General features: G+C 42.2%; 19 protein-coding genes. 7 read left to right on the top strand and 12 right to left on the bottom strand.

Translation table 11 applies throughout. From position 1 onward, the window contains the following. The first annotated feature begins 27 nt into the window (after positions 1–27). The gene (locus H5715_RS16700; RefSeq protein ID WP_075186327.1) at positions 28–1,173 is read left to right on the top strand and encodes a class I SAM-dependent RNA methyltransferase; all 1,146 of its coding nucleotides are present in this window, start codon (positions 28–30) and stop codon (positions 1,171–1,173) included. On the opposite strand, the gene H5715_RS16705 is transcribed toward H5715_RS16700, so the two are convergent. The 3 genes from H5715_RS16705 to H5715_RS16715 all read right to left on the bottom strand — a co-directional run bounded on the left by H5715_RS16705 (position 1,170) and on the right by H5715_RS16715 (position 3,284). Next, positions 1,170–1,718, bottom strand: a complete 549-nt coding sequence (locus H5715_RS16705; RefSeq protein ID WP_075186326.1) for a hypothetical protein — start codon at positions 1,716–1,718, stop codon at positions 1,170–1,172. The two genes, H5715_RS16700 and H5715_RS16705, sit on opposite strands and share 4 nt — an antisense overlap. A 94-nt stretch (positions 1,719–1,812) precedes the next feature. After that, the gene (gene hemH, locus H5715_RS16710) at positions 1,813–2,904 is read right to left on the bottom strand and encodes a ferrochelatase (RefSeq protein WP_075186325.1); all 1,092 of its coding nucleotides are present in this window, start codon (positions 2,902–2,904) and stop codon (positions 1,813–1,815) included. A gap of 176 nt (positions 2,905–3,080) precedes the next feature. Next, positions 3,081–3,284, bottom strand: coding sequence for a hypothetical protein (locus H5715_RS16715; protein ID WP_075186324.1), 204 nt, complete (start codon positions 3,282–3,284; stop codon positions 3,081–3,083). 249 nt (positions 3,285–3,533) lie between these two features. Between H5715_RS16715 and H5715_RS16720 the strand changes: the two genes are divergently transcribed. The 4 genes from H5715_RS16720 to H5715_RS16735 are packed head-to-tail and all read left to right on the top strand — an operon-like array spanning position 3,534 to position 8,411. After that, a complete protein-coding gene (locus tag H5715_RS16720) occupies positions 3,534–4,940 on the top strand; it encodes a TIGR03013 family XrtA/PEP-CTERM system glycosyltransferase (RefSeq protein ID WP_075186323.1) in 1,407 nt (468 codons plus the stop codon). A gap of 15 nt (positions 4,941–4,955) precedes the next feature. Next, positions 4,956–5,588 (top strand): XrtA/PEP-CTERM system exopolysaccharide export protein, encoded by a 633-nt coding sequence (locus H5715_RS16725; RefSeq protein ID WP_083608080.1) that lies wholly within the window; start codon positions 4,956–4,958, stop codon positions 5,586–5,588. Positions 5,589–5,590: 2 nt separating this feature from the next. Further along, positions 5,591–7,105, top strand: a complete 1,515-nt coding sequence (locus H5715_RS16730) for an XrtA system polysaccharide chain length determinant (RefSeq protein ID WP_075186322.1) — start codon at positions 5,591–5,593, stop codon at positions 7,103–7,105. 22 nt (positions 7,106–7,127) lie between these two features. After that, positions 7,128–8,411 (top strand): hypothetical protein, encoded by a 1,284-nt coding sequence (locus H5715_RS16735; RefSeq protein WP_139309813.1) that lies wholly within the window; start codon positions 7,128–7,130, stop codon positions 8,409–8,411. Between the two features lie 42 nt (positions 8,412–8,453). Here the strand turns inward: H5715_RS16735 and H5715_RS16740 are convergent, their stop codons facing one another. Together H5715_RS16740 and H5715_RS16745 are read right to left on the bottom strand one after the other, a co-directional pair. Continuing rightward, positions 8,454–9,857: a FemAB family XrtA/PEP-CTERM system-associated protein gene (locus H5715_RS16740; protein WP_083608079.1), complete on the bottom strand. Its 1,404-nt coding sequence runs from the start codon at positions 9,855–9,857 to the stop codon at positions 8,454–8,456. 12 nt (positions 9,858–9,869) lie between these two features. Beyond that, positions 9,870–10,769, bottom strand: coding sequence for an XrtA system polysaccharide deacetylase (locus H5715_RS16745; protein ID WP_075186320.1), 900 nt, complete (start codon positions 10,767–10,769; stop codon positions 9,870–9,872). A gap of 245 nt (positions 10,770–11,014) precedes the next feature. On the opposite strand from H5715_RS16745, the gene H5715_RS16750 reads away from it, so the two are divergent. Then, entirely contained in the window at positions 11,015–12,100 is a 1,086-nt protein-coding gene (locus tag H5715_RS16750; RefSeq protein ID WP_075186319.1) for a hypothetical protein, read from the top strand. Positions 12,101–12,381: 281 nt separating this feature from the next. Next, positions 12,382–14,214 (top strand): hypothetical protein, encoded by a 1,833-nt coding sequence (locus H5715_RS16755; protein WP_075186318.1) that lies wholly within the window; start codon positions 12,382–12,384, stop codon positions 14,212–14,214. 165 nt (positions 14,215–14,379) lie between these two features. Here H5715_RS16755 and H5715_RS16760 read toward each other — a convergent pair whose 3' ends face one another. The 7 genes from H5715_RS16760 to H5715_RS16790 all read right to left on the bottom strand — a co-directional run bounded on the left by H5715_RS16760 (position 14,380) and on the right by H5715_RS16790 (position 22,928). Further along, a complete protein-coding gene (locus tag H5715_RS16760; RefSeq protein WP_075186317.1) occupies positions 14,380–15,558 on the bottom strand; it encodes a glycosyltransferase family 4 protein in 1,179 nt (392 codons plus the stop codon). An 81-nt stretch (positions 15,559–15,639) separates the two neighbouring features. Further along, positions 15,640–16,689: an acyltransferase family protein gene (locus H5715_RS16765; RefSeq protein WP_075186316.1), complete on the bottom strand. Its 1,050-nt coding sequence runs from the start codon at positions 16,687–16,689 to the stop codon at positions 15,640–15,642. Between the two features lie 311 nt (positions 16,690–17,000). After that, positions 17,001–17,978 (bottom strand): acyltransferase family protein, encoded by a 978-nt coding sequence (locus H5715_RS16770; protein WP_075186315.1) that lies wholly within the window; start codon positions 17,976–17,978, stop codon positions 17,001–17,003. 35 nt (positions 17,979–18,013) lie between these two features. Further along, the gene (locus tag H5715_RS16775) at positions 18,014–19,108 is read right to left on the bottom strand and encodes a glycosyltransferase family 4 protein (RefSeq protein ID WP_075186314.1); all 1,095 of its coding nucleotides are present in this window, start codon (positions 19,106–19,108) and stop codon (positions 18,014–18,016) included. A 2-nt stretch (positions 19,109–19,110) separates the two neighbouring features. After that, entirely contained in the window at positions 19,111–20,379 is a 1,269-nt protein-coding gene (locus H5715_RS16780) for an O-antigen ligase family protein (protein ID WP_075186313.1), read from the bottom strand. A gap of 51 nt (positions 20,380–20,430) precedes the next feature. Next, positions 20,431–21,873 carry a lipopolysaccharide biosynthesis protein gene (locus tag H5715_RS16785; protein WP_139309812.1) on the bottom strand — a complete coding sequence of 481 codons (1,443 nt, stop codon included), beginning with the start codon at positions 21,871–21,873 and terminating at the stop codon, positions 20,431–20,433. 35 nt (positions 21,874–21,908) lie between these two features. Further along, complete coding sequence (locus tag H5715_RS16790) at positions 21,909–22,928, bottom strand: polysaccharide deacetylase family protein (RefSeq protein ID WP_075186311.1); 1,020 nt, start codon at positions 22,926–22,928, stop codon at positions 21,909–21,911. Positions 22,929–22,939 lie beyond the last annotated feature (11 nt).

Raw genomic sequence — 22,939 nt, forward strand, 5'->3', positions numbered from 1 at the left:
TCCGCGTCTTCAGATTAAGGTGAGTGCGTGGAAGAGATTAAAGTTGGCAAAACATTTTCTGGTGTCGTGAAAGACTTGGCCAGCGATGGTCGCGGAGTGGTAACGCACCCGCAGGGGAGAACGTTTTTTGTGCCTGGGGTCTGGTTGGGCGAGACGGGTGAATTTCGTATTGCTGGGTTAAAAGGCCGAATAGGTTTTGCCGAGGTAATTACGCTGGAGGAAAGCTCTCGCCATACGAAACGGGTCGATGCGCCCTGCCCACACCATGGCCATTGCGGAGGCTGCCCCTGGCAGTTTATTGAATACGGTGAGCAGCTGGCCGCTAAGCAGGCTCGGGTAGAGCAGGCTATGCGTCGTTTGGGCTGTGATAGTAAAGTGTTGCCCATTATACCGTCTTCGAAATCGCTGGCTTATCGCAATCGTGCGCAGTTAAAAACCGATGGCAACAATATCGGCTATATGGCAGTGAACTCCAACCGTCTTGTTGGCGTAGAAAGCTGCCCAATTCTGAGTGAAAAAAACCAGTCCACGCTTGCTGGGCTATTGGCGCAGCTGCCCAACAGACAGTGGAAACCCGAAGGTAAGCACAAGTGGATAACTTTGGATATCGATGAAAGCGTTGATGCTGAAACGGCCAGCATCAATAGTCGCTTGCCTTTTCAGCAGGGTAATAGTGAGCAGAATAAAAAAATGTGCGACTGGCTATCGGCCGGTTTAGGTCGGCTGGAAGAGGGTAAAACGGTGCTGGAGCTTTTTTGTGGTTCCGGTAATTTGACTGAGGTTATTGCTCGCAGTGGGGCTAAGCAAGTGTTTGCGGTTGAGGTAGTGGAAGCTGCCGTTGATCAGTTGAAACACAAAAAACTCGAAATGGTGTTGCCTATTATCTGCAATCTGTTTTCTGAGCAGGGTGCAGAATCGCTTTTACCGCTTGTTAAGCAGGCAGAGGTGCTGGTGCTGGATCCTCCAAGGGAAGGCTTGAAAATTTCCAGCCCTCTGTTCTCCAGGAGGTCTGCCATCCGTTCGGTATTTTATATTTCCTGTGATCTGGCCACGTTTGGCCGAGATCTTGCCGAATTTATAAAAAATGGTTTTCGGCTAAAAGACGTGCAGCCCTTGGATATGTTTCCCCATACGCCACATATTGAATTGATGGCCGAGCTTTACAGAAATTAGTAGTGGCCCAGTGTCTTGGCGAGGGTTTCTCTTGCCAGTGATAAGGTATTTCGCAGTTGCTGGTTGGGCAGGCTATGGCTAGCCAATGCAGCCTGTTCCATTTTTTTTATATCGACTAACCTATCCATACGGTAGTTCTTAGCTGCTTCTTTTCCGTAGAGGATGGCGATCCAGTCATTTACGCAATGCACGTAATTGGCGGTTGATAGATCCATATGGCTGGCGAAAGCGTTGTGCACGCCTTGTAGGTTACGCTCTCCGGGGCCTTTAAGATCGTGAGGTTTTAAAAACGACATTATGTAATGGTAGGGGTACTGCAAAAGTTGTACACAGCAGCACAGAAGCCACCAGGTTACCAGCAGGGGTAGCAGGGCTATTAAAGCTATAACGTAGATATATTTAATGGTGAAAGAGCTCTCCCACGCGAACCTCAGCAGCGGAGGCTTTGGCGTTAGCGAAGCCAGGAGCTGCTGCCACAACTGGTGTCGTTGCCACTTCATGGCGGCTTCGAAACAATGCATTTCGTTTTCGCTCATCTTAAGCATTGCTAAAATTTATCTCCTTTCGACGCTGTCGGGCAAGTGATTGTGCCGTTAGTCCTTTACTGCCGCTATTGAGCCACTGGTAGCTGCATGTTAACTACTTTTGATTAAATGGGTGCGAATTTGCACAATTTTGTCGATTTTGGAGCGCCTCAAGTTTTTCGCCTTCGGGTATTAGCCAGGTTTGGATATTGTCCATTACCAGCTGTTTGAGCAGCTCTATATGTTCTGGTTCACTGTTGAGCGCTGGAATATAGTCGTAACGACTGCCGCCACTTGCCATAAAGTAAGCGCGATTTTCTTCACCAATTTCTTCGATGGTTTCGAGGCAGTCAGCGGAAAAACCGGGGCAAATTATTTGTACAGATTTTACTCCTTTTGCAGGTAAAGATTTCAGTATTTCATCCGTATAGGGTTGCAACCATTGTTCACGGCCAAAACGGGATTGAAAACTAGTGATGTACTCGGATGCGTCGAGGCCTAGAGCGCTCGCGACCAAACCTGATGTTTTTAAGCATTGGCAGTGGTAGGGGTCGCCCTGCTGTAAATAGCGCAGGGGCACACCGTGGTATGAGAGCAATAACATTTCGGCTCTACCTTGCGTGCTCCAGTGGTGGCGAATACTGCTCACAATGGCATTGATATAGGCGGGGTGATCATAATAGCTGGTGAGAAACCGCAATTCCGGCAACCAGCGTCGATGCGTAAAGTCGGCTGCCAGAGCATCGAAAGTGGAGGCCGTTGTAGCACCGGAATATTGCGGGTACAACGGCAGTACCACAAGTTTTCTTACGCCTTTATCCATCATATTTTGTAATGCGTCTGCGATGGAAGGGGAGCCGTAGCGCATGGCCCACTCGACCACAATACGATCGTCGACTGCCTGCAGCTCCGTGGAGAGCTGTTGCGCTTGTGCCGACGTATGTATCGCTAAGGGAGAACCCTGTTCAGTCCAAACGCTTGTGTAGGCCTTTGCTGATCGGGAGGGGCGAATATTCAGAATAATACCGTTAAGGACCAGCCACCAAAGTAAGCGTGGAACCTCCACAACACGGGGATCGGATAAAAACTGTTTGAGATAGGTTCTTAGAGCGCGTTTGGTCGGGGCCGTTGGTGTGCCGAGATTAGTGATGAGAACGCCAATTTTTTTACGTTGATCATGGCTGAAAATCTGGTTCTTATAGCCCACGGAATTTCCTTGCGTCGCCAATAGTGTAGAAAGGAGCTTTAGTATAAAAGTTAGATAGCTTGCCGTCGATTAGGGTTTTTCAGAGCAATGTTATTTTTATGGTACGGGCCAGACAAAAAAAACCGGAAGAGGTAACACCACTCCCGGCTTTTTAAAATAATGTGTGACGTTATAGCTTACTCGGCGGCGGCTTCGCCTTCTGCTGCTACAGCTTCTGGTTCGGCCGGCTTTGGCTCAGCTTTTTTCATTAAGCCTTCTTTCTGCAAGATAGCTACTTTATCATCGCCATTGATCCAGCTGCGGTTAGTACCGCGCACGGCGTAACGCTCATCATTGCGCTGGAAAATGGTGTACTCGGCGGTTTTCTTTACTTGTTTCATGGGCCTTTCCTCTTGTTTAGGCTTTTCTGGGAGCGAGAATTTTACTGGAAATCGCAAGAAAGTACATTAGTCGTTTTTAATTGGTACTTTCTTCCGGTGTGAACGACTGTAATTCTTTTCGGCACTGGCAAAGCTGGCGTGAATCGAAGACAATTGTAAGCTTGCAGCAGTAGAACGCCGATCTGGATGTACAAGGCGTCTTCGCAGACATTTTTTGGCGATGTCCTCAAACTTAATGGGATTAATTGAGTGGCTTATATCCGTATTCGCAAGCATTATTTGCACGTTCCTTTTCTTGTTCTCGGGTGTATTGAGCTGGTGGGTCATGGCCTGGTTGCTCACCAACTATCCGCGCAGTTAACACCTCCCCCTGAATTTGCATTTTTTGAACAGCCGCCTTTGTGGGGGCAGACGATATTCTATGCATTAATAATGGCTTGCTGTTCTCTAGCAATGGGGGTGTATGGCGCCCTAACCCGTGAAAGCTTTACCAATATGCTATTGCGCACCATCGTTAGTTTTTTTCTGTTAGGAAGCCTAGCTTTTACAGTCTCTGGTTTTATATTGCCCTCCATAACGCTTCATCAAACGGTTGTATTTTGGGCCATTATCACCAGTTTTTTTATGGTCATAGTCGCTCGGGTAATTTTCAGCCTGATATTTGATAGCCAGCAATTGCGCAGAAATGTGGTTATTTTCGGTAGCGGTAAAATGGCAGGATTTTTAGTGAAATCCGCCCGGGAAGAGGAGCTACGAGAAACGGTGATTGTGGGTTGTATAGGAAGTGAGTTTGACGACCGCATCCCTAAAGACATGCAAATGCCTCTCCCGGACGACTGGAATAGCTTAATTAACCAATATAACGTATCAGAGATCGTTGTTGCGCAGGATGAGCGCCGAAAGAGTGAAGGTGGTGGTATGCCACTTTACGAGTTTCTTCTATTAAAATTGCGAGCGGTCTATATTTCAGAAGCTATTGCTTTCTACGAACGGGAATATACGAGATTGAAAATCCCGTTACTGTCAACGTCCTGGATGCTGTATTCCGACGGTTTTCGCTATTCAAAAACACGAGATATGGCTAAGCGTCTGTTTGATTTGGCTGTTAGCGGAACGTTATGTTTACTGCTGTCGCCCTTTATTCTCCTTACCGCAGTGGCCGTATTTTTGGAAACCGGCAGGCCAATACTGTATTACCAAAATCGTGTTGGGTATAACGGAAAGATATTCCGTATATATAAGTTTCGCAGTATGCGGCAGGACGCGGAAAAAGGAGGGAAGGCCATTTGGGCTTCAAAGAATGACAATCGTGTTACGAGGGTGGGCGCCATTATCCGCAACACGCGCCTTGATGAATTGCCACAGCTTTACAATGTTATCCGCGGTGAAATGAGTTTTGTAGGGCCGCGGCCCGAGCGTCCGGAGTTTGTAAGTGAGTTGAGTAAAAAGCTAGATTATTACGATATTCGCCATACGGTCAAACCCGGCTTGATGGGGTGGGCGCAATTAAAATACCCTTATGGTGCGTCCGAAGAAGATGCAAAAAATAAATTGGAGTACGATCTATATTACACCAAAAACCACAGTTTTCTTATGGATCTTCTGGTTATGATCCAAACAGTGGAAGTGGTGCTTTTGGGCAAAGGCGTACATTAACAACTTGGAGTGGAAATGAAGCAGATTGTCGGTTATTTGGTAAGGGTTGCTGGTATTTTGGTGTTTGGCGTCTTGGTTACCGCATGTGGTTCGAGTAAAACGCTAAAAGAAAAGCCAGTCTATCAGCCACCGGAAAGTACCGAAGCGTACGAAATAGGCGTCAGTGATTCTTTAAAGATTAATGTTTGGCGTAATCCCGAACTATCCTTGGATGTCGTCGTCAGGCCAGATGGTAAGGTTTCAATGCCCTTGATTGGTGATGTGATTGCTTCGGGCCAATCAACAGAGCAACTAGCAAATGTTATTAGCGAAGAGCTTAAGGCCTTTATTCGTAACCCACAGGTCACCGTAATTGTTACTAACCCAAGCAGTGCCGATTTTCAGCGTCGAATACGTATTACCGGTGCGGTTAATAGTCAACTTTCTATGCCCTATCGTGATGGTATGACAGTACTTGACATTGTTTTACAGGCAGGAGGACTATCGGATTTCGCCAGTGCAAACAAAGCAAAATTATATAGAAAGGTTGAAGGGGCAGTGAAAGTCTATCCCATTTATCTTGATGACATCCTGAGCGACGGCGATTTAGATACTAATTATATGTTGCTGCCTTCAGACATAATTTCAGTTCCAGAAAGAGCTTTTTAACGATGGATTTTCAGGTTATCAAATTACTACTCGAGTCATTAAAGTTGGAGATGATTCGCTACAAGGGACTCTGTGTTTGTATATTTATTGTAATTAGCAGTGCTATGTTGGGTATTGGTTTTATATGGCCTAAGAGCTTTACAACGAGCGCGGTATTGTATGCCGCTGAAACCAATATTATCGAGCCTTTGTTAAAAGGCCGCGCGGAAATTACTGAAATCGATCGAGCACAGTCTGCAAAAGAAATTATCTATACCAGGCAATTTCTAGAAGCTGTAGCGAAGGAAGCTGGCTTAGTCGGGGCAGATCCTAAAGCCGAAAAAATTGACTCTGCGTTGAAATTTCTACGTCGTACGATTCAGATAATACCGGTTGGAAAAGAATATTTTAAGGTTAGCTACTCGTCGGGTTCTGCAAACGAGTCATATAAAACCCTTGTTTCTGTTGTGCAGGCCTTTATCAATTATACCGTAAAGCAGAAAAAGGACGAGAGTTATTCCGCGTACAAGTTTATTGATTCGCAAGTACAGGCCTATAAAAAGCAGCTTGAGGAAGCTGATGAAAAGCTAAAAGAATTTAAATCAAAAAATACAGAAGGAAGTGAACTGTCTGTGTCCCAGAGAATTGCTCAACTACGAAGTGAAATTGAAGAGTTGACATTGGAGAGAGACGAAACAGCTTCCAGAATGGCGACCCTCAAAAAGCAGGTTGCAAATGAATCCAATTATCTTCAAGCGAAGTTCAAGCTTGAGGAGCTGGAAGATAGAAAAAGATCTTTACTTGCCAGCCGTGAAGATTTGAGAATAACTTATCAGGAAAATTATCCAGATGTTGTTTCTATCAATTTTCAACTAGAGGAGATTGATAAAAAAATAGAAGCTATTTATGGTGCCGAGGGCGTCGCGAAATCAGTTAAATCTGACGAAGCTACTAACCCGTTGTTCGAAGAGCTCAGAATCCAGTTGTCAGGTGCTGAGGTGAACTATAGGGCTCAGAGTCAACGAATCGAATCTCTGAAGAAATTGCGGGAACAAGGGTTGGAGCGGGCAGAAAAAGTTGCTTCAAACGAGGCCCAGCTTTCGGATTTAACCCGTGACTATGATGTGACCAAAAGCGTATATGAGGAAATGCTTGAACGTAAGGAAAATGCGAGGCTGTCAATGGTTTTGGATATTGAAGGCCAAGGCGTGAGCTATCAAATACATGAACCCGCTGTCTATCCTCTCGGCACTACGGGGCTAAGATTTATACACTTTGCTTTGGCTGGTCCGTTTATCGGTTTGATCATCCCGATTGCTCTTTTAATCGCATATATAATTGTTGACCCGAGACTTCGTTCTTCCAGATCAGTTGCAAGCGCATTTGGAGATTATATGCTCGTTTCTGTTCCTCATCATCATACTGCTCTAGGCGCGAGAATATTTAAACGAGATGTGTTGGTCATATTGTTCGTAGGTTTGGTATTTACATCGCTATATGTATTAGTTATCGCAAATCGCTATTTTACACTATTTTAAGTTGGAAATTATGTGCACCATTATGCGGAAATTTTTGTGGCAGTGCGCAACGGTTATTTGTTTCTACTGGAGTGTAGGTACAGCCCATTCTGTCGAGTACGGTTTCGATATAGCTATTGATTCGGAGTATTCGGATAATGCTTTTCGCGATAATGACAGGAAAGAGGGTGAGCGCCAAGATCGTATTGGCGTGAGTTTTGGTTTGACCGAGCAGGGTGAAGGGATACTTGCAGATTTAAACTACATATATAACAAGCAGTTTTACGAAAAGGATAGTCAGCTTGAGCGGGGTTTACTTGAAGGTGATGCTCGGCTTAGATTGGGGCAAGAAAGTGGTTTGTTTGTGCTTAATATGGAGCACTCTAACAGAGTAACCTTAATAGACAACCGCCAAAGTGATACCACACAGAATCTTGACGAGCGTTCAATTTATAGCTTAAAGCCCGAAACAAATTTTAAGCTGTCATCAGCTGATAGAGTTTCAATTATAGGCACGTTGGAGAAAATAGAGTATTCCGAGCAGTCTTCAAGAACAAGTGAGCGGCGCGGTGCGGATATGCAGTGGTCCCATCGCCTATCTGCTTTGTCCGAAATCGGGGTAAGCGGGAATTATCGACAAATAGACTATACGGAGGTTGATGGCTCCTCAAATGAATTAAGTTCAGTATATATAACAATTAGTCGAGCCCTTCGGAATGCTAGTTATGACGCCAAGCTTGGATACAACCTATCGGAAAGAGATGGTGAGCAGTTTGATAGCTTTAGCTATTACGCTACCTTTGCTTTGAGTGGGCTTGAGTATAATTTGGTAATAGAGCTGTCAGATTATATTACAGATACCTCCGCTGGAAATTCAACTTCAGAGGTTGTTCTGAGTTCTGATGTGCAAAATATTACGGGAAGCTTTAACGGTGTAGATCAATACAAAACACGATCGAGTGAACTCATTTATAACTATTTAGGCTTGTGCTTAAAGTGCAATGCAAATATCACGATTGGGACCACAAAGGATGAATACTTACAGAATAAACTCGAAAACGTAATTAACAAGTATGGAAGTATGACGCTCAGTTACAATCTTAACCAAGAATCTTCTGTTCGCTTAGCGGGCAGTATTAGAGAAATGGATTTTATTAATTCCGAACAAACTACTGATTACAGTGTTGTTGATTTTCGCTATGTACATCAGCGTGTTTCGGGCGTTCGTTTTGCTGTTATCGGATCACATAGTTCTCGTAAAGACGACAGCGGTCTGAGTGCATTTGATGAAAATAAATATGGTATATCCCTGGGGTACAGCTTTTAGTTAAGGAGTATTTCATTTCTATTTATTAGTGGCTGAGACGATTTAAGGAAGATTTTTTACGAGGTATGGTCCGACTCTATTTGTTAAAAATAGCGGTAGTTTTTTCCATAGTTTGATTGCGAGTTTATATTTGCTGTTTTCCGGGTTTAATTCAGGTAGCTCGCCACCTGTTGGAAGCCAATAATACCAATGGTGGTTTACAGGCTTTGCTCCCCATTGCTTCTTAAATCTATAGGTGCTGCTATCCTTTGATGAACGCCCAAAATCGAAGAAGTTGTAGCCTCTATCAATAGCGAAATGAAGTATCTTATGGTACATCCACATGTTTATACTCGCGTGATTTGCTGAACGAATTGTAGATGCCCAAGGGATTTCAAGCATTTGGCGAAATCCTATGAGGAATGCAGTACCTGAAGGTTTATTTCCAAGGTAAGCCACTGCTATGGTTGAATTTATCGAATCGTTGGCCAAAATGGTTTTGAATAATTTCTTGCTGTAGACGGGTGTTCCTAAGTCTCGCATGTTGGTGGAAAAAATGTGGTAAAAATCATCTAAAAGCTCAATGCCACCAAATGAAATATGTGCGCCAAAGCTATCGGCCTGTTTTGTTTGGGCCCTAACTTTCGCGCCTAAATTAGAGTTAAATTCATCCTTACAGTTTTTAAGCTCTAATATCATCGATATTTTTTTGGATCTTGATAACCAGGAGTATCCGGGGGTCGTTGTGCGAATTTCGAGGTGTGACATTTGAGATTCGCGAGCGACGTTTGCAGCTGCAGTTAAAAGCGATTCGGTAACAGACTTATTATCGCTTAAAGGTCCACCGTAATTAAAAAATGGGATAGAAACACCATAGCTGCCAAATATTCGGCTTTTAATCCAAATTACCGGAAGTAGACCGACAGTTATTTCAGAAATACTTGCTCGTAGATAAGTGCATTTATGCTTAAATACGGTTTCGATAATGCGTCGCCAGCTGTATAGGTGGTATAGGTTTGCCGCCGGGTGTTGAGACGCATATCTATCCCATTCGTCTCTGAAATCATCACCAACAGATTCTATAGTGATCTGTGAGTTATCGAATACCATCTTAGGCTGATACGTAAATTGGCAAGGCAGGCTAGGATGCATCGAGTTGTCGGGGAAGAGCACCTCAATTGTCGCGGCAATTTCATCTGTAATATTGTCTCGCTCGACGATCAGTGTGTTATGACCGGCAGAAATTTGTTTCATTTGCTCTTTCAAAGCATTGATTTCTTTTTCGTCTTTAGCAAGCTTGAATTTGGAAGAACACTGTTTTTTTGTTTCTAGGTGGGCTTTTAGGGCTTGTTTAGATTGTTGGAGCTGTTGTAACAAGCGTGTTAGTGAGCTCGGAACGTTAGAGGGCTCGGGATAAAGCTTTCGTATTGCACTTTCTGGATCCTTACGTAAATTTCGGACGTCCATAAAAACCAAACCTTATGCGAGATCTGAAATGTGAATTTCTTGATCGATGTGAATTGAACCAAGGCTATCTTGAACCGTTCCAAACTTAAAATCCGATAACATACGGCTCAAACGGGAGGCGCATTTTGATAGCCTGGTGTAGTGTCGAAACCTGGATTTCAGGCTTGCGCCAGAAACTTTGGGTTGGTCTGGATCGATCTCCCAAGGGTGTAAATAGAAGATAAGTGGACGGGTTTGATTTTCAGAAGCGCGGTTAAACAACCAGCGGGACAACGCGTAGGGGTATTGGCGAAAATAGCCTCCTCCTGCAGCAGGAATATTCAGTCCGAGCACCTTTGCTGATGTAAGTGGAAACTCAGTAATAGTGTTTCCACTTACAAGCTTTATTTTATAAGGGCTAGTTGGACTATTTGGCACGCCGTAATTGTCATGATGAACAGGAAAAATACTAGAGTCCCACTTGAATCCTAACTCATCAAGTATTTCCAAAGCCCAAAGCGAGTTCCGGGTGATGGAATAGCTGGCCGCACGGTACCCCAAAACAGGTTTTTGGATGATTTGCTCTATCAGTATTTTTGATTTGTGAGTTTCCTCACGAAAAACATCTGGTGTTTGCTTATATATTAGCTGATGCGAATAGCCGTGCGAAGCAATCTGATGATTACGGTTAGAAAGCTCTTCTACCAAGCTAGGGAATCGCTCGGCAACCCAGCCTAGAACAAAAAAAGTACAGCTGACACCAGCCTCTTCAAAAATATCTAGTAGCTGATAGGTGTTTTTTTCCACTCTTGAAGGCCATTTTTCCCAATCAGCAGGCTTAATAACATCTGAGAAAGCTGACACATGGAAATAGTCCTCCACATCGATTGTGAGTGCGTGAACAAGTTCGCTTTTTGATTGGGTTGATGGCATATAGTACTAACTCTGAATAGGTATAATTACTGTTTTATTTCTATCTTGGTAGGGTCAATATCAATTATGCTATTGTGGTACTACGGCGTGAAAATTGATAGCGCTAAAAACGTTATAGTACATCGAATTACATGCTCATTTTAATTAAAGTTTCTAGGAAACTAAATTGCCTAAATTAATTGGAATGATGTAAATAGATTAATCAGTTAAATATGAAGTCACGATGGTGGCTTAGAAGTTTAAGCATGGAAATTTCTGAAATTAAAAAAATTGTCGCCCTTTCCGAACACAAATCACGCCATACTTCCAATATAATAAGTGCCGCGTCTTTGTTTTCTGGGCGATTCAATATACCGCTTCTATTCGATCACGCTGCTAATCATGGGCTTCCGCCGGGAACACCAGCAACAACATGGGTCATTTTTGAAACGAAGAACGGCGAAAAAATTAATGTCTGTTTCGATATGGCAGACTGGCCGGATATATTGTCTTATGAAGCGCTGGATGTTGCTCATATCTATGTAAAGCGAAGTTACTCGAGCAGCGCGCTTGCCACCATTCCTGAAGAGATTAAAAAGAAAATCATGCCGTATGGGCTCTATTTTGCGTTCTCGCCAGGTTCGTTCGAGCATGAGCTAAAGGCGCATAAAGCGATCTTTCTTAGTGAATTAAGCCGACCTATTGGAAAGCCCCTGCAGGCCCTAATTTCTGCTGTGCGTTCATTATTAAAGTTGGCTCTCCTCAATGAGGCGCCATTTCTCCACTATGATCGTCTGGTGAATATCGTCGGAGGCGAAAATACAGTTTTTTACCAAACTCGCGTTTGGGATCCTGCGAATGTTTACTCAGAAATATCGAAAACGACTTCTGAAATTAATGAAACAAGAATACACCTTGTGAGCGAGCTTAAGGAGCGTTTAGGCGACCAATATATTGGGGGCATTATTGATTCAGATTATGCCCGTAAAGTTTGCCCTGAGTTAATAACACCTAACAAAGTATGTGTATCCGGCTATCTAGCCCTGTTAGGACAGTCTAAAATTGTAATAGCCGACCAGGGCCTGCACGGCAGTTTCGGAGCTAAATTTGCGGAATATTTTGCCGCTGGGCGCTGCATAGTCGGAGATATGCCCTATTATGATCTGCCTGATGCGCCTGTGAATGGTATACATTATTCGGTTTACACCGATGTAGCACATTGCGTCAGTATTTGTGAAGAGTTATTAAACAATGCAAATAGAGTGGATAGCTATATGCGTGAAGCCAAACACTACTTTGAGTCTGTATCCGACCCTGTGCTCTCGTTGGTCGCTCCGGTCCTTAAGTATTAAGGTGGTCTAGAAAAATTGATTAATGTCGTAGAGGTCTCTGGCGCCCAACCACTTATTAGGTATTGGTTCTGGCGCTAGGGAGGCGCGAATATCATTAATATGAGTGCCTTATAAGAGAAAGTTGTAATGAGTACTGGTGTTCATAAAACTATTCACCATGCTCAATGTTAAGTACAGCTGATTTAAAATAGAAGGCGCGAGGTATGTCCCAGCATGTTGTTTATGCATGCTAGACTTTGATTTTATCGTACATATCGGTCGAGTGAGTTTGGAGTATATAAATGAATAGACGTGAAATCATTAAGTTAATTGCCGCAGGTTATACGCTTCCCGTCGGAGGTGTTCAATTACTGGCGAATTCCGCCCACGCGAAAGATAGCCTTGTTCAGCCGTTGAAGATCGAACTCTCGACTGCGGGTCGGATTGGGTTTTATATAGATTATTCAGAACTCACAAGCCCTGGCACACATACTTTTTTTGTTTATCGCACCCATGGCACAGAGGGTAAGGTTTCGGTTAAATACCAAAGTAGGGGAGACTCCCATGACAATGTCTCCGGTGAGTTAAGCTGGGAAAATGGGGAAGCGAATATTCAAAAGGTTGAAGTTAATGTACCGGAAGATGTAAAAGCCGCTGGCGAGCACAGGATATGGCTTGAGTTAACAGAGCCAAGCGGCGAGGCCAAATTACATTTTGGTGATGCGACGGTTGCATATGGTGTAATTGATGACGATACGATAGCCCCCGATGTGGAAGCTGTGTTTTTTGACACTACGGCAGATAACTCCGGAGACGGTACACAGAAGAGCCCGTACAACAATATTTATGATGCAATCGCAAATGTAAACACAAAGCGATACATCTATGGCCGGGGGCTGGTTATTTCCGATGGAACGAATGATTCAGGAATATATAGAAGTGAAGGTACCAACTGCATTAAGGTACCGGCGACGAGAAACGGTGAAGCAACGCGGTTGATTATCCGCAATTGGCCTGGATATAAGCTCTCTGTAGAAGGTAAGGAAGGCAGCAAAAATTGTATTGGTTTCCTTGCCAAGAAAGATGAGAGTTATCACACGTTCAAGAATATTGATTTTAAAAATCTCGATGCTAGCGATGTTGGCCCTTCAGCCGGTATTTGGCACCACTATGCGGTAACGTCGGGTTGTAAGGCAAATACCGTAGAAGGTTGTAGCTTTGAGGAGATCAACGGTCACACGGGAACCAACAGTGCAGGTATTTCTCCCTACGGATGGGCGAGCGGAAAAATCTGGAGATGTACTTTTGATCGTGTTGCAACTGCGGGAAACTATAAGAACCAAAATACAGCAGGAGTACTGGTGTATAACGGAAAGGGCATTTCTGTTCAGCGTTGTGAGTTTAAGGAGAACATGTACCATGGAGTTTACCAAAAACGAATTAAGGAATTACATAATGTATCCGCTAGCGTAAAATTCAGCGTATTTAATGGCGTGACTGTTTACTACGGTAATTCGGGGAGTTCTGGAGAATCGCATAGCTACACTATTGTACAAAATAATGTGTTCATAGGAGGCGGGACTTCCTCAACGCCTTCTGGTATTAAACATAAAACCGAAAACAGCTCGGTAGGGGCCGTTGGAGAGAAGCAATGGTGGTGTAATAATGTTTTCTATAGATGTGGCTACGGAGAAGATGGCGCAATTAATTTTGTATTAGCGAATAAAGCAGCCATCTTTAATAATATTTTCTATGAGTGTCGAAGAGCCTGGAGAGAATATAAAGACTATTCCGATAGTGACATTGATATCGAATTTGCAGACTATAACTGTGTATATGGCACGACTTACAAATATGAATATGAATGGCGTTCACTCGATATATCATACGCTTCCAAACATTTTGATTCGCTCAATAATTTTGTAAGTAAAGATATACAGGTGGATCCTCTATTTGAGAAAAATAGTTTCCGTTTTCTGTTGGTGAGCCCGTGTTATAAAAGAGGCGTTAGTGGCACCGATATGGGTGTTTACCTGACCGGTCGAGAGGTGATAGGTGTGAGCAACGAGGAAGTTACAAGAATAAACCCAATTCAAAAAATGGGCGGGGAACGCATTAGAGAATTTAAAGCTTAGACAATGATCTAAGTTCTGTAAGCTAATGTTGGGTATCGATGATCTAGCTCTCGTTGTACGTGGCGGTGTAAAAATATTTTTGCGTTCAATTGGCTAAATATTCTTTCACCGTTTCGTGCATGCAACGTTCAGGGTATTTCTGCTTGGTCTTCTTTATAGGTTGGTTTACTCGAGAAGTGAATAATAAAGCTTCTCATACTTGTTAGTAATTTGTGCTAGTGATAGGGACGATGATTCGATGCGCGCCTTCCCGTTTAGGCCCATGTCTATAGCCAGGTTCGGGGACATAAGTAGTTGTTTTATTTTTTCAAATAAATCTACATGGTTGTCACACTGGAAAACCAACCCCTCGTGTTTATCGCTCATTATTGAAGTTGTGCACGCTCTATCACTGGCGATGATCGGTACGCCGGACGCCATCCCTTCCAATACAACGTTGGGTAGGCCTTCACCACGAGATGGCAGTATCATTATATCGCTGACACGTAGGAAGTCCGGAACTCTTGTGTCACGCCCCCAGAAAATAACAGAATCTGTAATCGCCTTATCTTTTGCATAATCCCTGATGGAATTACTGAAATAGTCTGGGGGCGAATTATCTTCAGGGCCTAGTAGGAGTAGAGATCCATCTAGCTGTTCGCTCTTAATCTTCTCCCAAGCTTTGATTAATGTGTCAATGCCTTTGCGATAATCAACAATGCCGACAAATGTAATCAAAGGCGTTTCGGGAAGGCCGAGCTCTTTTTTCAATAAATTCCGCTTTTCTTGATTGGAACATGGGGAAAAACGTTCTGTATCTACTCCATTTGGTATGTCTGCGATTTTAGCTTCCTGTAGACCGCTTTGTACTAGTTCGGCTCGTGTTTCCTGTGAAATACTAACGTAGCGATCTATGCATTTCATAGCAAACTTCTGAAGCTTACCCCATCGCCCTTTGCCAATGCATGCTAGATCGCTTTCTACCAGTGTGATTTTAACTAACGATTTTTTCCCAAGAATTCTTGCAAAAACTCCAACAATGCCAAGCTGCAAATGTGCGCCTATTATATGAATAATGTCATAGGAGTTACGTTTTAGAAATAGAATAATAAAAAGCCTTATCCAGAAACGAATTAATTGGAGTTGCGCGAGACCGCCGCTCGGACGGGAAACTCGGTATACCGGAATTCCTTCGATAACTTCGTGATCCAACAAATTATCGCGTTGAATAGTAACAACAAATGAAGATATGTTTTCTTTGTTGAGCGATTTTAGAAGTGCGAGCGCTTGTAAACTGGCGCCACTATAAGATGGCGGAAAAAACCCCGCTATTAGGCAAATTCTTGGAGCGCTATCTGAAGCCACTGTTCTATCCCTTTTTCCAATAATATGTGTTAGTTTTATCAAAATTAAAATAAATTATGCTAACTTTCGGTGTTGCCATACTTAATAGTCTGGTTGTGTGGAAATCGCATTCTTTGGTGATTTTGGTTTTGAGCCGCTTAGCTTGCCTTTTAAAAATAGCGTAAAATATTTTTCAATCAAAAGGTAAGTTATTGATGAACAGAAAATAGATACAAATAATGCCAGCGCTGGCAAAAATATCATGGGAAATTTTGAGTCCAACCCGAGGAAAAACCAGAGCTTCCCTACGGCAGGCAAAGCAAAATCATGAACCAGATAAAGCGAATAAGAAATATTTCCAAGTAGAATAAGAATTTTGCTACTGTTCATTAGATTCTCTTTCGGCAGCATAATGCAGCCGAATACCAACATCGAGCAGCCAATACCCCAGTCGAAAACTCTGCCACCGGGAATTGGCAAGACAATAAGAAACAAACCAAGGCCAGCGACCAAATAGCTGAGGTTGCTGGTAAATTCCTTTCTAAACCAAAATCGGGCAATAATCGATCCTGTGAGAAATTCAAGTAATAGTGGAGACGTTATTTGTCGAAGAATTGGGTTGTTAAGTTCTAGTGATGCGCCGGCTAGTACGGCAAGTAAAATGATTGACCATACTACGTTAGGGCCAACATTACGCGGTAAAATAAAGACCAAAGAAAAAATTATGTAAAAGCATATTTCAAAATTTAATGTCCATCCTATGCCAATGACTGGTGATAGCTTGTTTGGAATAAAAAATAACGAGTAAAATAGCTGTTCAGACGTTACTTTCAGGCTAGAGAATAGCTGTGGGAAAAGATAAAACAAAGAAAATAAAAAAATTGTCAGTGCCCAGTAGAGCGGGACAATACGTATTATTCGACCTGTGATAAAATTGGTCCAGGAGATATGCTTGCGTTGAAAATTATACGTCATAACAAAACCGCTTATTATGAAAAACAAATCAACGCCAGACCGAGCGTCATCAAATATCTGGCTGGCGTGTGCTTTCATGTTGTCAATGCCATAGTAATCGTACATGAGTGCTTCGGCATGAATAAGTGCGACAGAAAAAGCCGCGATTCCCCTTAATACCTGAATTGAATATATCATCAATTATGTCCTAAAATTCCTTCTGCTCTATAAACTCTATGAGCGGATATAAGCTGTATCATACGTTTTGTGTCTGGTATGCGTAAATGAATCGACAGCTGGTGAAGACATATAAAAACTACGTTTTTCCGAAAAAACGGGCAGCAAAACGAGAAGGCCGGATCAATTCTTCATTACGTTGGTATATGCACACAATTACTAGTCACAATTCAATCGCATATAGTGCTTATGGGAAAAAGTTTATCGTCCGAGCACCTTATATTTCGATTGAAATGATAAAAATTTTATTATGATCATTATAGCGTAGTAAGTTATCTACCTGGCGATCCCGCAAGTTTTTCAATGATCCTTGAAATAAAATTGTCGTATACTAACTGGGAGTAATAGGACGCTACCCCTATAATGGGTAAACAAACAATATATAAATATAAGGTTTGATATATCGGGGTAGCAGGGAAATAGAATTCCTTAAGCAGTAGAAAAATCGGTCGGTGAAGTAAGTACATGCAAAAGCTCGAATAGGCCAGTACTGAAATAAATTTAGAATCTATAAGGCGAGCATTAAACCGTTTAGCTAGACCGACGATGACAAAAGCTCCTATTAAAACCATAACCATTGCGATTAATGTATCGATAATACGGTATTTTACATTAACAAAAGAAATTGCTACGGCAGGGAAAAAAAGCAGCAGGGCTACCAGTGTACTTTTTTTGTCAATAAACTGGGGAATCTCCTTTCCTATATACAATGCTACAAAAAAACACGCATAGTACTGAAGGAATCTTCCATCTATAGACGGAAAAAAAACAGAAAGTATCAAAATTGTACAGAGAATCAAGGAGAAAAGTATGATGTAAGAAAATACATTTTTACTTGATTCGATGTAAATAGGCGCCAAAAGGTAATAAGTAAATAGAACCGTGATAAACCAGAGGGTTAAAGGCGAAGACCCGTCAAATAGGGATACAAATACTATTGACTTCCAAACGGTATAGAAATCAAGTAACCCAACTGCATAAAAAATGAGTAAAGATAGGGCGTATAAAGGATAAATTCGGATGAAGCGTTTTATGAAAAATTCTTTAAGTGTGAATTTTGACTTACTTGTCGCACCTATTAAGTAGCCCGATACAAAAATAAAGGTGCCTAAGACAATAAGTGTAAACTTTTGTGTTGCGAAGTTCATATAGAGAGGAAAAGCATCTGTATAATTGAACAAATGCCAAAATCCTACGACGTACATCATAGAAAGTGAGCGAACATAATCGAGATAAACCATTCTTTCCATAAGGATGTCTTTCTATTTTTGTGTGATTGTGAAGGTCATATTTTGTCCAGAAAAGCCATATATTTATTAGTATAATTGCCAATAGTAAACTCTTCATTGTAGCGACTGTACGCATTCTTACCGAGCGTTGATCGCTGCTCAGAATCGTACATTAGTAACTTCAGTTTCTCTGCAAGATCGGCTACATTTTCAGGTTTGAATAATAACCCATCTACTCCGTTATCTATGACGGTTGGAATCCCATCTATATTTGAGGCCAGTCTCGGACGAGAGAGAGCTGCAGCCTCCAGTAACACTCTTCCCATTCCTTCCGTACGTGAGGCAAGAACAAAAATTGTACAGAGGCTGATTTCATTAGGAATTTCAAAAAATGCTACTGGTTTGGAGAACGCAATCTGAGAATTATTGTTTGATATAAGCTTGAGATCTGCGATCTCTGCCTCGCTTAAATGCCCAATTATTTTTAGTTTCCAATCGTTTTCCTTTTCACTTAGTTCAGTGAAAGCTTTGACAAGAAGGTCGAACCCCTTAATTTTTGATGGGAAGCCAATCGATAAAATCAGTTTGTTTTCATTGTCTGAAAGTTCTTGAGGGTGAATGTCTGTGTATGATGCGAATATTGCAGTTTTAACTTTGGATTTAATCCTAAAGCCTTCCAGTTGCTTTTCAAATAGTAATTTCACGCCATTTGCACGATTCATCACAAATTGCTGAATTGCGTGCATTAGCCAATATTTTGGAGACTTGCCCGAATTCAGCTCTGAATTGTAAACACCGTTTACTTCGATAATCAATTTACATCGAAAAATTAGTTTTAACAAAAGCCCAATCAGTCCCGATTTAAGTGGGTCATAACATATGACGAATATTTCTTCGCCAGGACTCTTGGATTTAGACAGGCGTTTTAGCTGGCGATAGCTCTCTTTTAGCAGTCGAAATATTTCAATAAAGCGATTTTTAAAATTTGCTTTAACCAACACGGCATTATAGTTGCTGAGCTGAACGGACTCAGTGTCATTCGACGTAGAAACGATCGCTCCTCGGCTAAATTTTGAGAAAGCCTCACACTTTGTCTTGAATAATGCGTTAGGGTCGTAAGTTGGTCCAGGGTATATGTTTAAAATAATCATTGTTATCCGCGATCATTTTTGAGTTTGTTGTCATTTATATTTCGAAAGTGTCTTCGTTGTATCGCAAAGACAGCGATCCAAATTGGGATATGCGGATAGTACGCTACGGCTATAAACGCACCAGATACGCAGTAAGCTGCCATATTTCCTATCAATATTCTTGCTAGTAATTGATTTGTCTTTTCGTCTGGATCTGTAACTGGCTCGTCATTCCGAGCCATGCTGAAATAGAGCTTCATCGGGAATAGTACAAATACTATCAAATAGATCAGTGAGCCGATCGTACCTGTCTCCGATAGAATTTGAAAATATACTGAATGCACTACTTTGCCACGATAATTTTTGTTGTCTCGCCCTACCTTATACCAGGAAGTGAACTGTTGGTAATCTCCGGCTCTAAAGGCGAATTGAGCGACGCCTACGCCCATTATCGGGTTATGCTTATAGGTCACCCAGGCAGTTTCCCAAAGCTGGTAGCGTTCGACTTTGGTGTCATCGTTTGGGTCGGTCATTGATGCCATGTCTTCATAATAGCCATCAGGCAAAACAGCGAATATAACGCCGGACATAGTGACGGATACAGCTACGGCGATGAGAGCATATTTGATTCTCTTTCTCCCCAGCCACCAAACCGTAAGGAGTGTTGCTACCAAGCCAAGTAATCCGCCTCTTGAGCTAGTGATGATTATGGCCATAACGATTATAGCTACGGTTCCAATTCTGAACCAGAATTGCTTGCGTGTGATATCGGGTAGCCACAACGAATAAAGGGCGAATGGAAGTCCCATTGCGAGAGCTAGAGCTGCGTCATTTTCATCACTGGTGAAAGCGCCTGGACCACGACCACCGTTTTTAATAGTAATCAAGGCCATAAAAAAATGTATGACAACCATTAAGTTGATCAAGCTTGAAATTCGCTTGCTGTTATCGAATATGATGTATATCGCTGCACACTGAGTAAAAAGCTGTGTTACATAGCGAAACCCCATTTTATAGGGCACAACGTTAACCAGACCTATTCCTCCGACAACAAAAATGACACCGAGTATAAGTACAATTACGACAGGCGACTTGAGTACGCTGGCCCTTAAGTGAAAGAGTCCCCAAACGGAAAGTAGCGCGAATATCACCCCAGATGTGGGGAATAACGTCATCCCGGGGATATACTCTTGTGGCCTAACATACATAAAGAATAGGTATAGATAGGCCAGTATGGTACCGGTCTTTCTGTCGCCATCTGTTAAGCTATTTTTGTCGTTATAAATATCCATGTTTATAGGTAGGCGTAGAAATCTGAATTATTGTTCACTGTTAGAACTCGTTTAATTTGATCGTATCAAGGTTAATACTTCTCTAAAGCTACTTCTAAAGAAAATCAAAAGCAGAGTAAAATAAGTAAAGCTACCCATTAGGATTTTTAATGTGAGTATGTATGCAGATGGTAGCTCGCTGGCTAATAGAATGCTATTCATTGCTATAAGTACAGCTGTCATACCAAGGGTACTGGCGAGCGATGGTAGAACGGTTTGAAAAAACTCATATAAGGTAAGGTCAAGAACTTTGAAAATTTGCATGGTGAGATAGATGAAGCCGATTGGAATCACTATAAACCAAGCCATTAGCATGGCGTTTAAACCCCAGCTGCTTGCGTAATAAATTAGAGTCGGAAAAGCAATAAGACCTATCAATTGATACTTTAAGGAAATGTCGCTTCGGCCCAATCCGTCCAGTACCTTATAGAAAAAGAAGTTGCTGATCATAAAGATGTTTGAAATGCAAATTATTTTTATCGGTATTAATGCCGTTAACCATTTCTCTCCCAGTAGCAACAAAATAAGCTCATCTGACACAAGTGCTATGCCAGAGAACATTGGAGCTGAAGCTAATAGTAAATATCGATACATTTGTATGAATATTTTCTTGCTACGGGGTATATCGTCCTGTATTCGTGAAAAAGATGCAAAAATTATTTTAAAGATAATCTCAGATATTTTACTTAACGGGATGAGAGCGATAGTCCGCGCCATCTGATAGCTGCCGACTAATGTTTTACCAAGCACGGCCCCACCAATTATGGTAACCCACTGATTATTTATATGATCGATAATTCGGGAGCCTAGTACATTAGCACCATACTTATACGATGCGCGGTTGTTACCAAAAGAACCAAATCCAGAGGGTAAGTAAGGGTGGGCAATATAGACGCCAGCAGCCATAATGACTTCACCAAGAATTGTAGAGTATATAAGTGTCCAGTAGCCGAAACCTGAAAAGGCCATTGCAAGAGCAGATACAGTAATGGATGTGCTGGCAATGCCATTGATAATAGCGGTGTGCTTAAATTTCATTGCTCTATCGAGCAAAGCCCTTGGTACAATACTAAGGGAAGATACAAATATAATGAGGGAAGCAACTCGTAAGACAGAGTTGAGTTCTGGTACTTCATAGTATTCGCTAATGAAGGGGGAAAGGTTGTAGAGAAGAAGATAGGCAAGGATTGCCAATGCATTAGATACCCAGAAAAAATTATCTAAGTCCGATTTGCTTACGCTCTTTTTATTGACAATAGCACTTCCTAGGCCCATACCTGCTAGTTTGAGGCACAGGCCCACAAATACCCCAGATATGGCGACAATGCCATAATCTGACGGCGTCAAAATCCTTGCGACCCAAATGGTTGATACCCAAGAGAGTATCTGAACAAATAATTTTGTTGATGACTCCCAAGCGAATCCAGAAATAACTTTAGCTCTGAGATCTTGCAACGCTTTATCCTCTAGCTTCAATATTCGAAAAGACCCTATTTGGGAAGGCAGTTTTTTCTGGATAGTACTAAATTTTTGAGATTTTCTATGCACGAGACATATTGGTAAAAATCGAATAAATTATCTGGTAAGCCAAATCTGGGCAAGCAAAAAAGCGCATCTTTGTCTTTTGTACTAGCTGGAAAGGGGGCGGCGCTAACTGCAGCACTGAATCCAAGTTTCTCACAAAACCCCATTTCTCTCAGGCCGAAATCTTGTGAGCGACCTACGGGGTAACAAAATACGTTGGATGCCGAAGGGATATTTTCTAATAGTTGTGTTCGGGATATTTCGATTTCCTGATAGGAGCGTGCTTCCGTTTCTCGTGAAAGTATGGGGTGTTTATGCGAGTGCGCTCCAATTTTAAGGCCGTTATCTGATAGCTGTCGCAGCCTATCCCATGACGTTGGCGCGTATTTATTTGGGGCCTTTTCAGGAATACCAATATCGAACTCTTTAGAAACAAGAGCAATTGTATTGTCTATGCTGTCAATATTTTTATTTTTTATCTTCTGAATGATGTTTTTTATAACACTCAACTTATTTGATGAGCGCCCTGCCAGATCTGGGAACTTTTGCTGGAACCTTTGAATTTCCGGAGTAGCGATATTGTCGAAAACGTAGTGAATTTTTGCATCCCAGAACCAGGATTCTCCATTGATAAATCCCGTCGTTACAAAAAAAGTTGCAGGGCAATCGTAGTGAGTAAAGAGTTGTGCCGACGCCTCGATTTGGTCCCAGTAACCATCGTCTAATGTAAAAGCTACAGACTTTGGAGGTAAAGGCTCCCCTGAGCTTATCGAGTGTGCTATATCATCAACACTTACAAAGTTGAACCTTTCTCTACGCAGAAATTCCAGCACGTAACGAAGATAGGGCAGCTCATGCCCAGATATCCCTAGGGTACGATTTTGGAAACGATGAAGCATAAAAATTGGTACGCTGTACGGAAACAGGGTCTTACACAGAGTATTATATGGGTAACGACAAGCGATACTAGCAAAAAAAGATTTCATATAATACGCCT

Origin of the sequence: Teredinibacter haidensis, assembly GCF_014211975.1 — a bacterium.
GTDB classification, from domain to species: domain Bacteria; phylum Pseudomonadota; class Gammaproteobacteria; order Pseudomonadales; family Cellvibrionaceae; genus Teredinibacter; species Teredinibacter haidensis.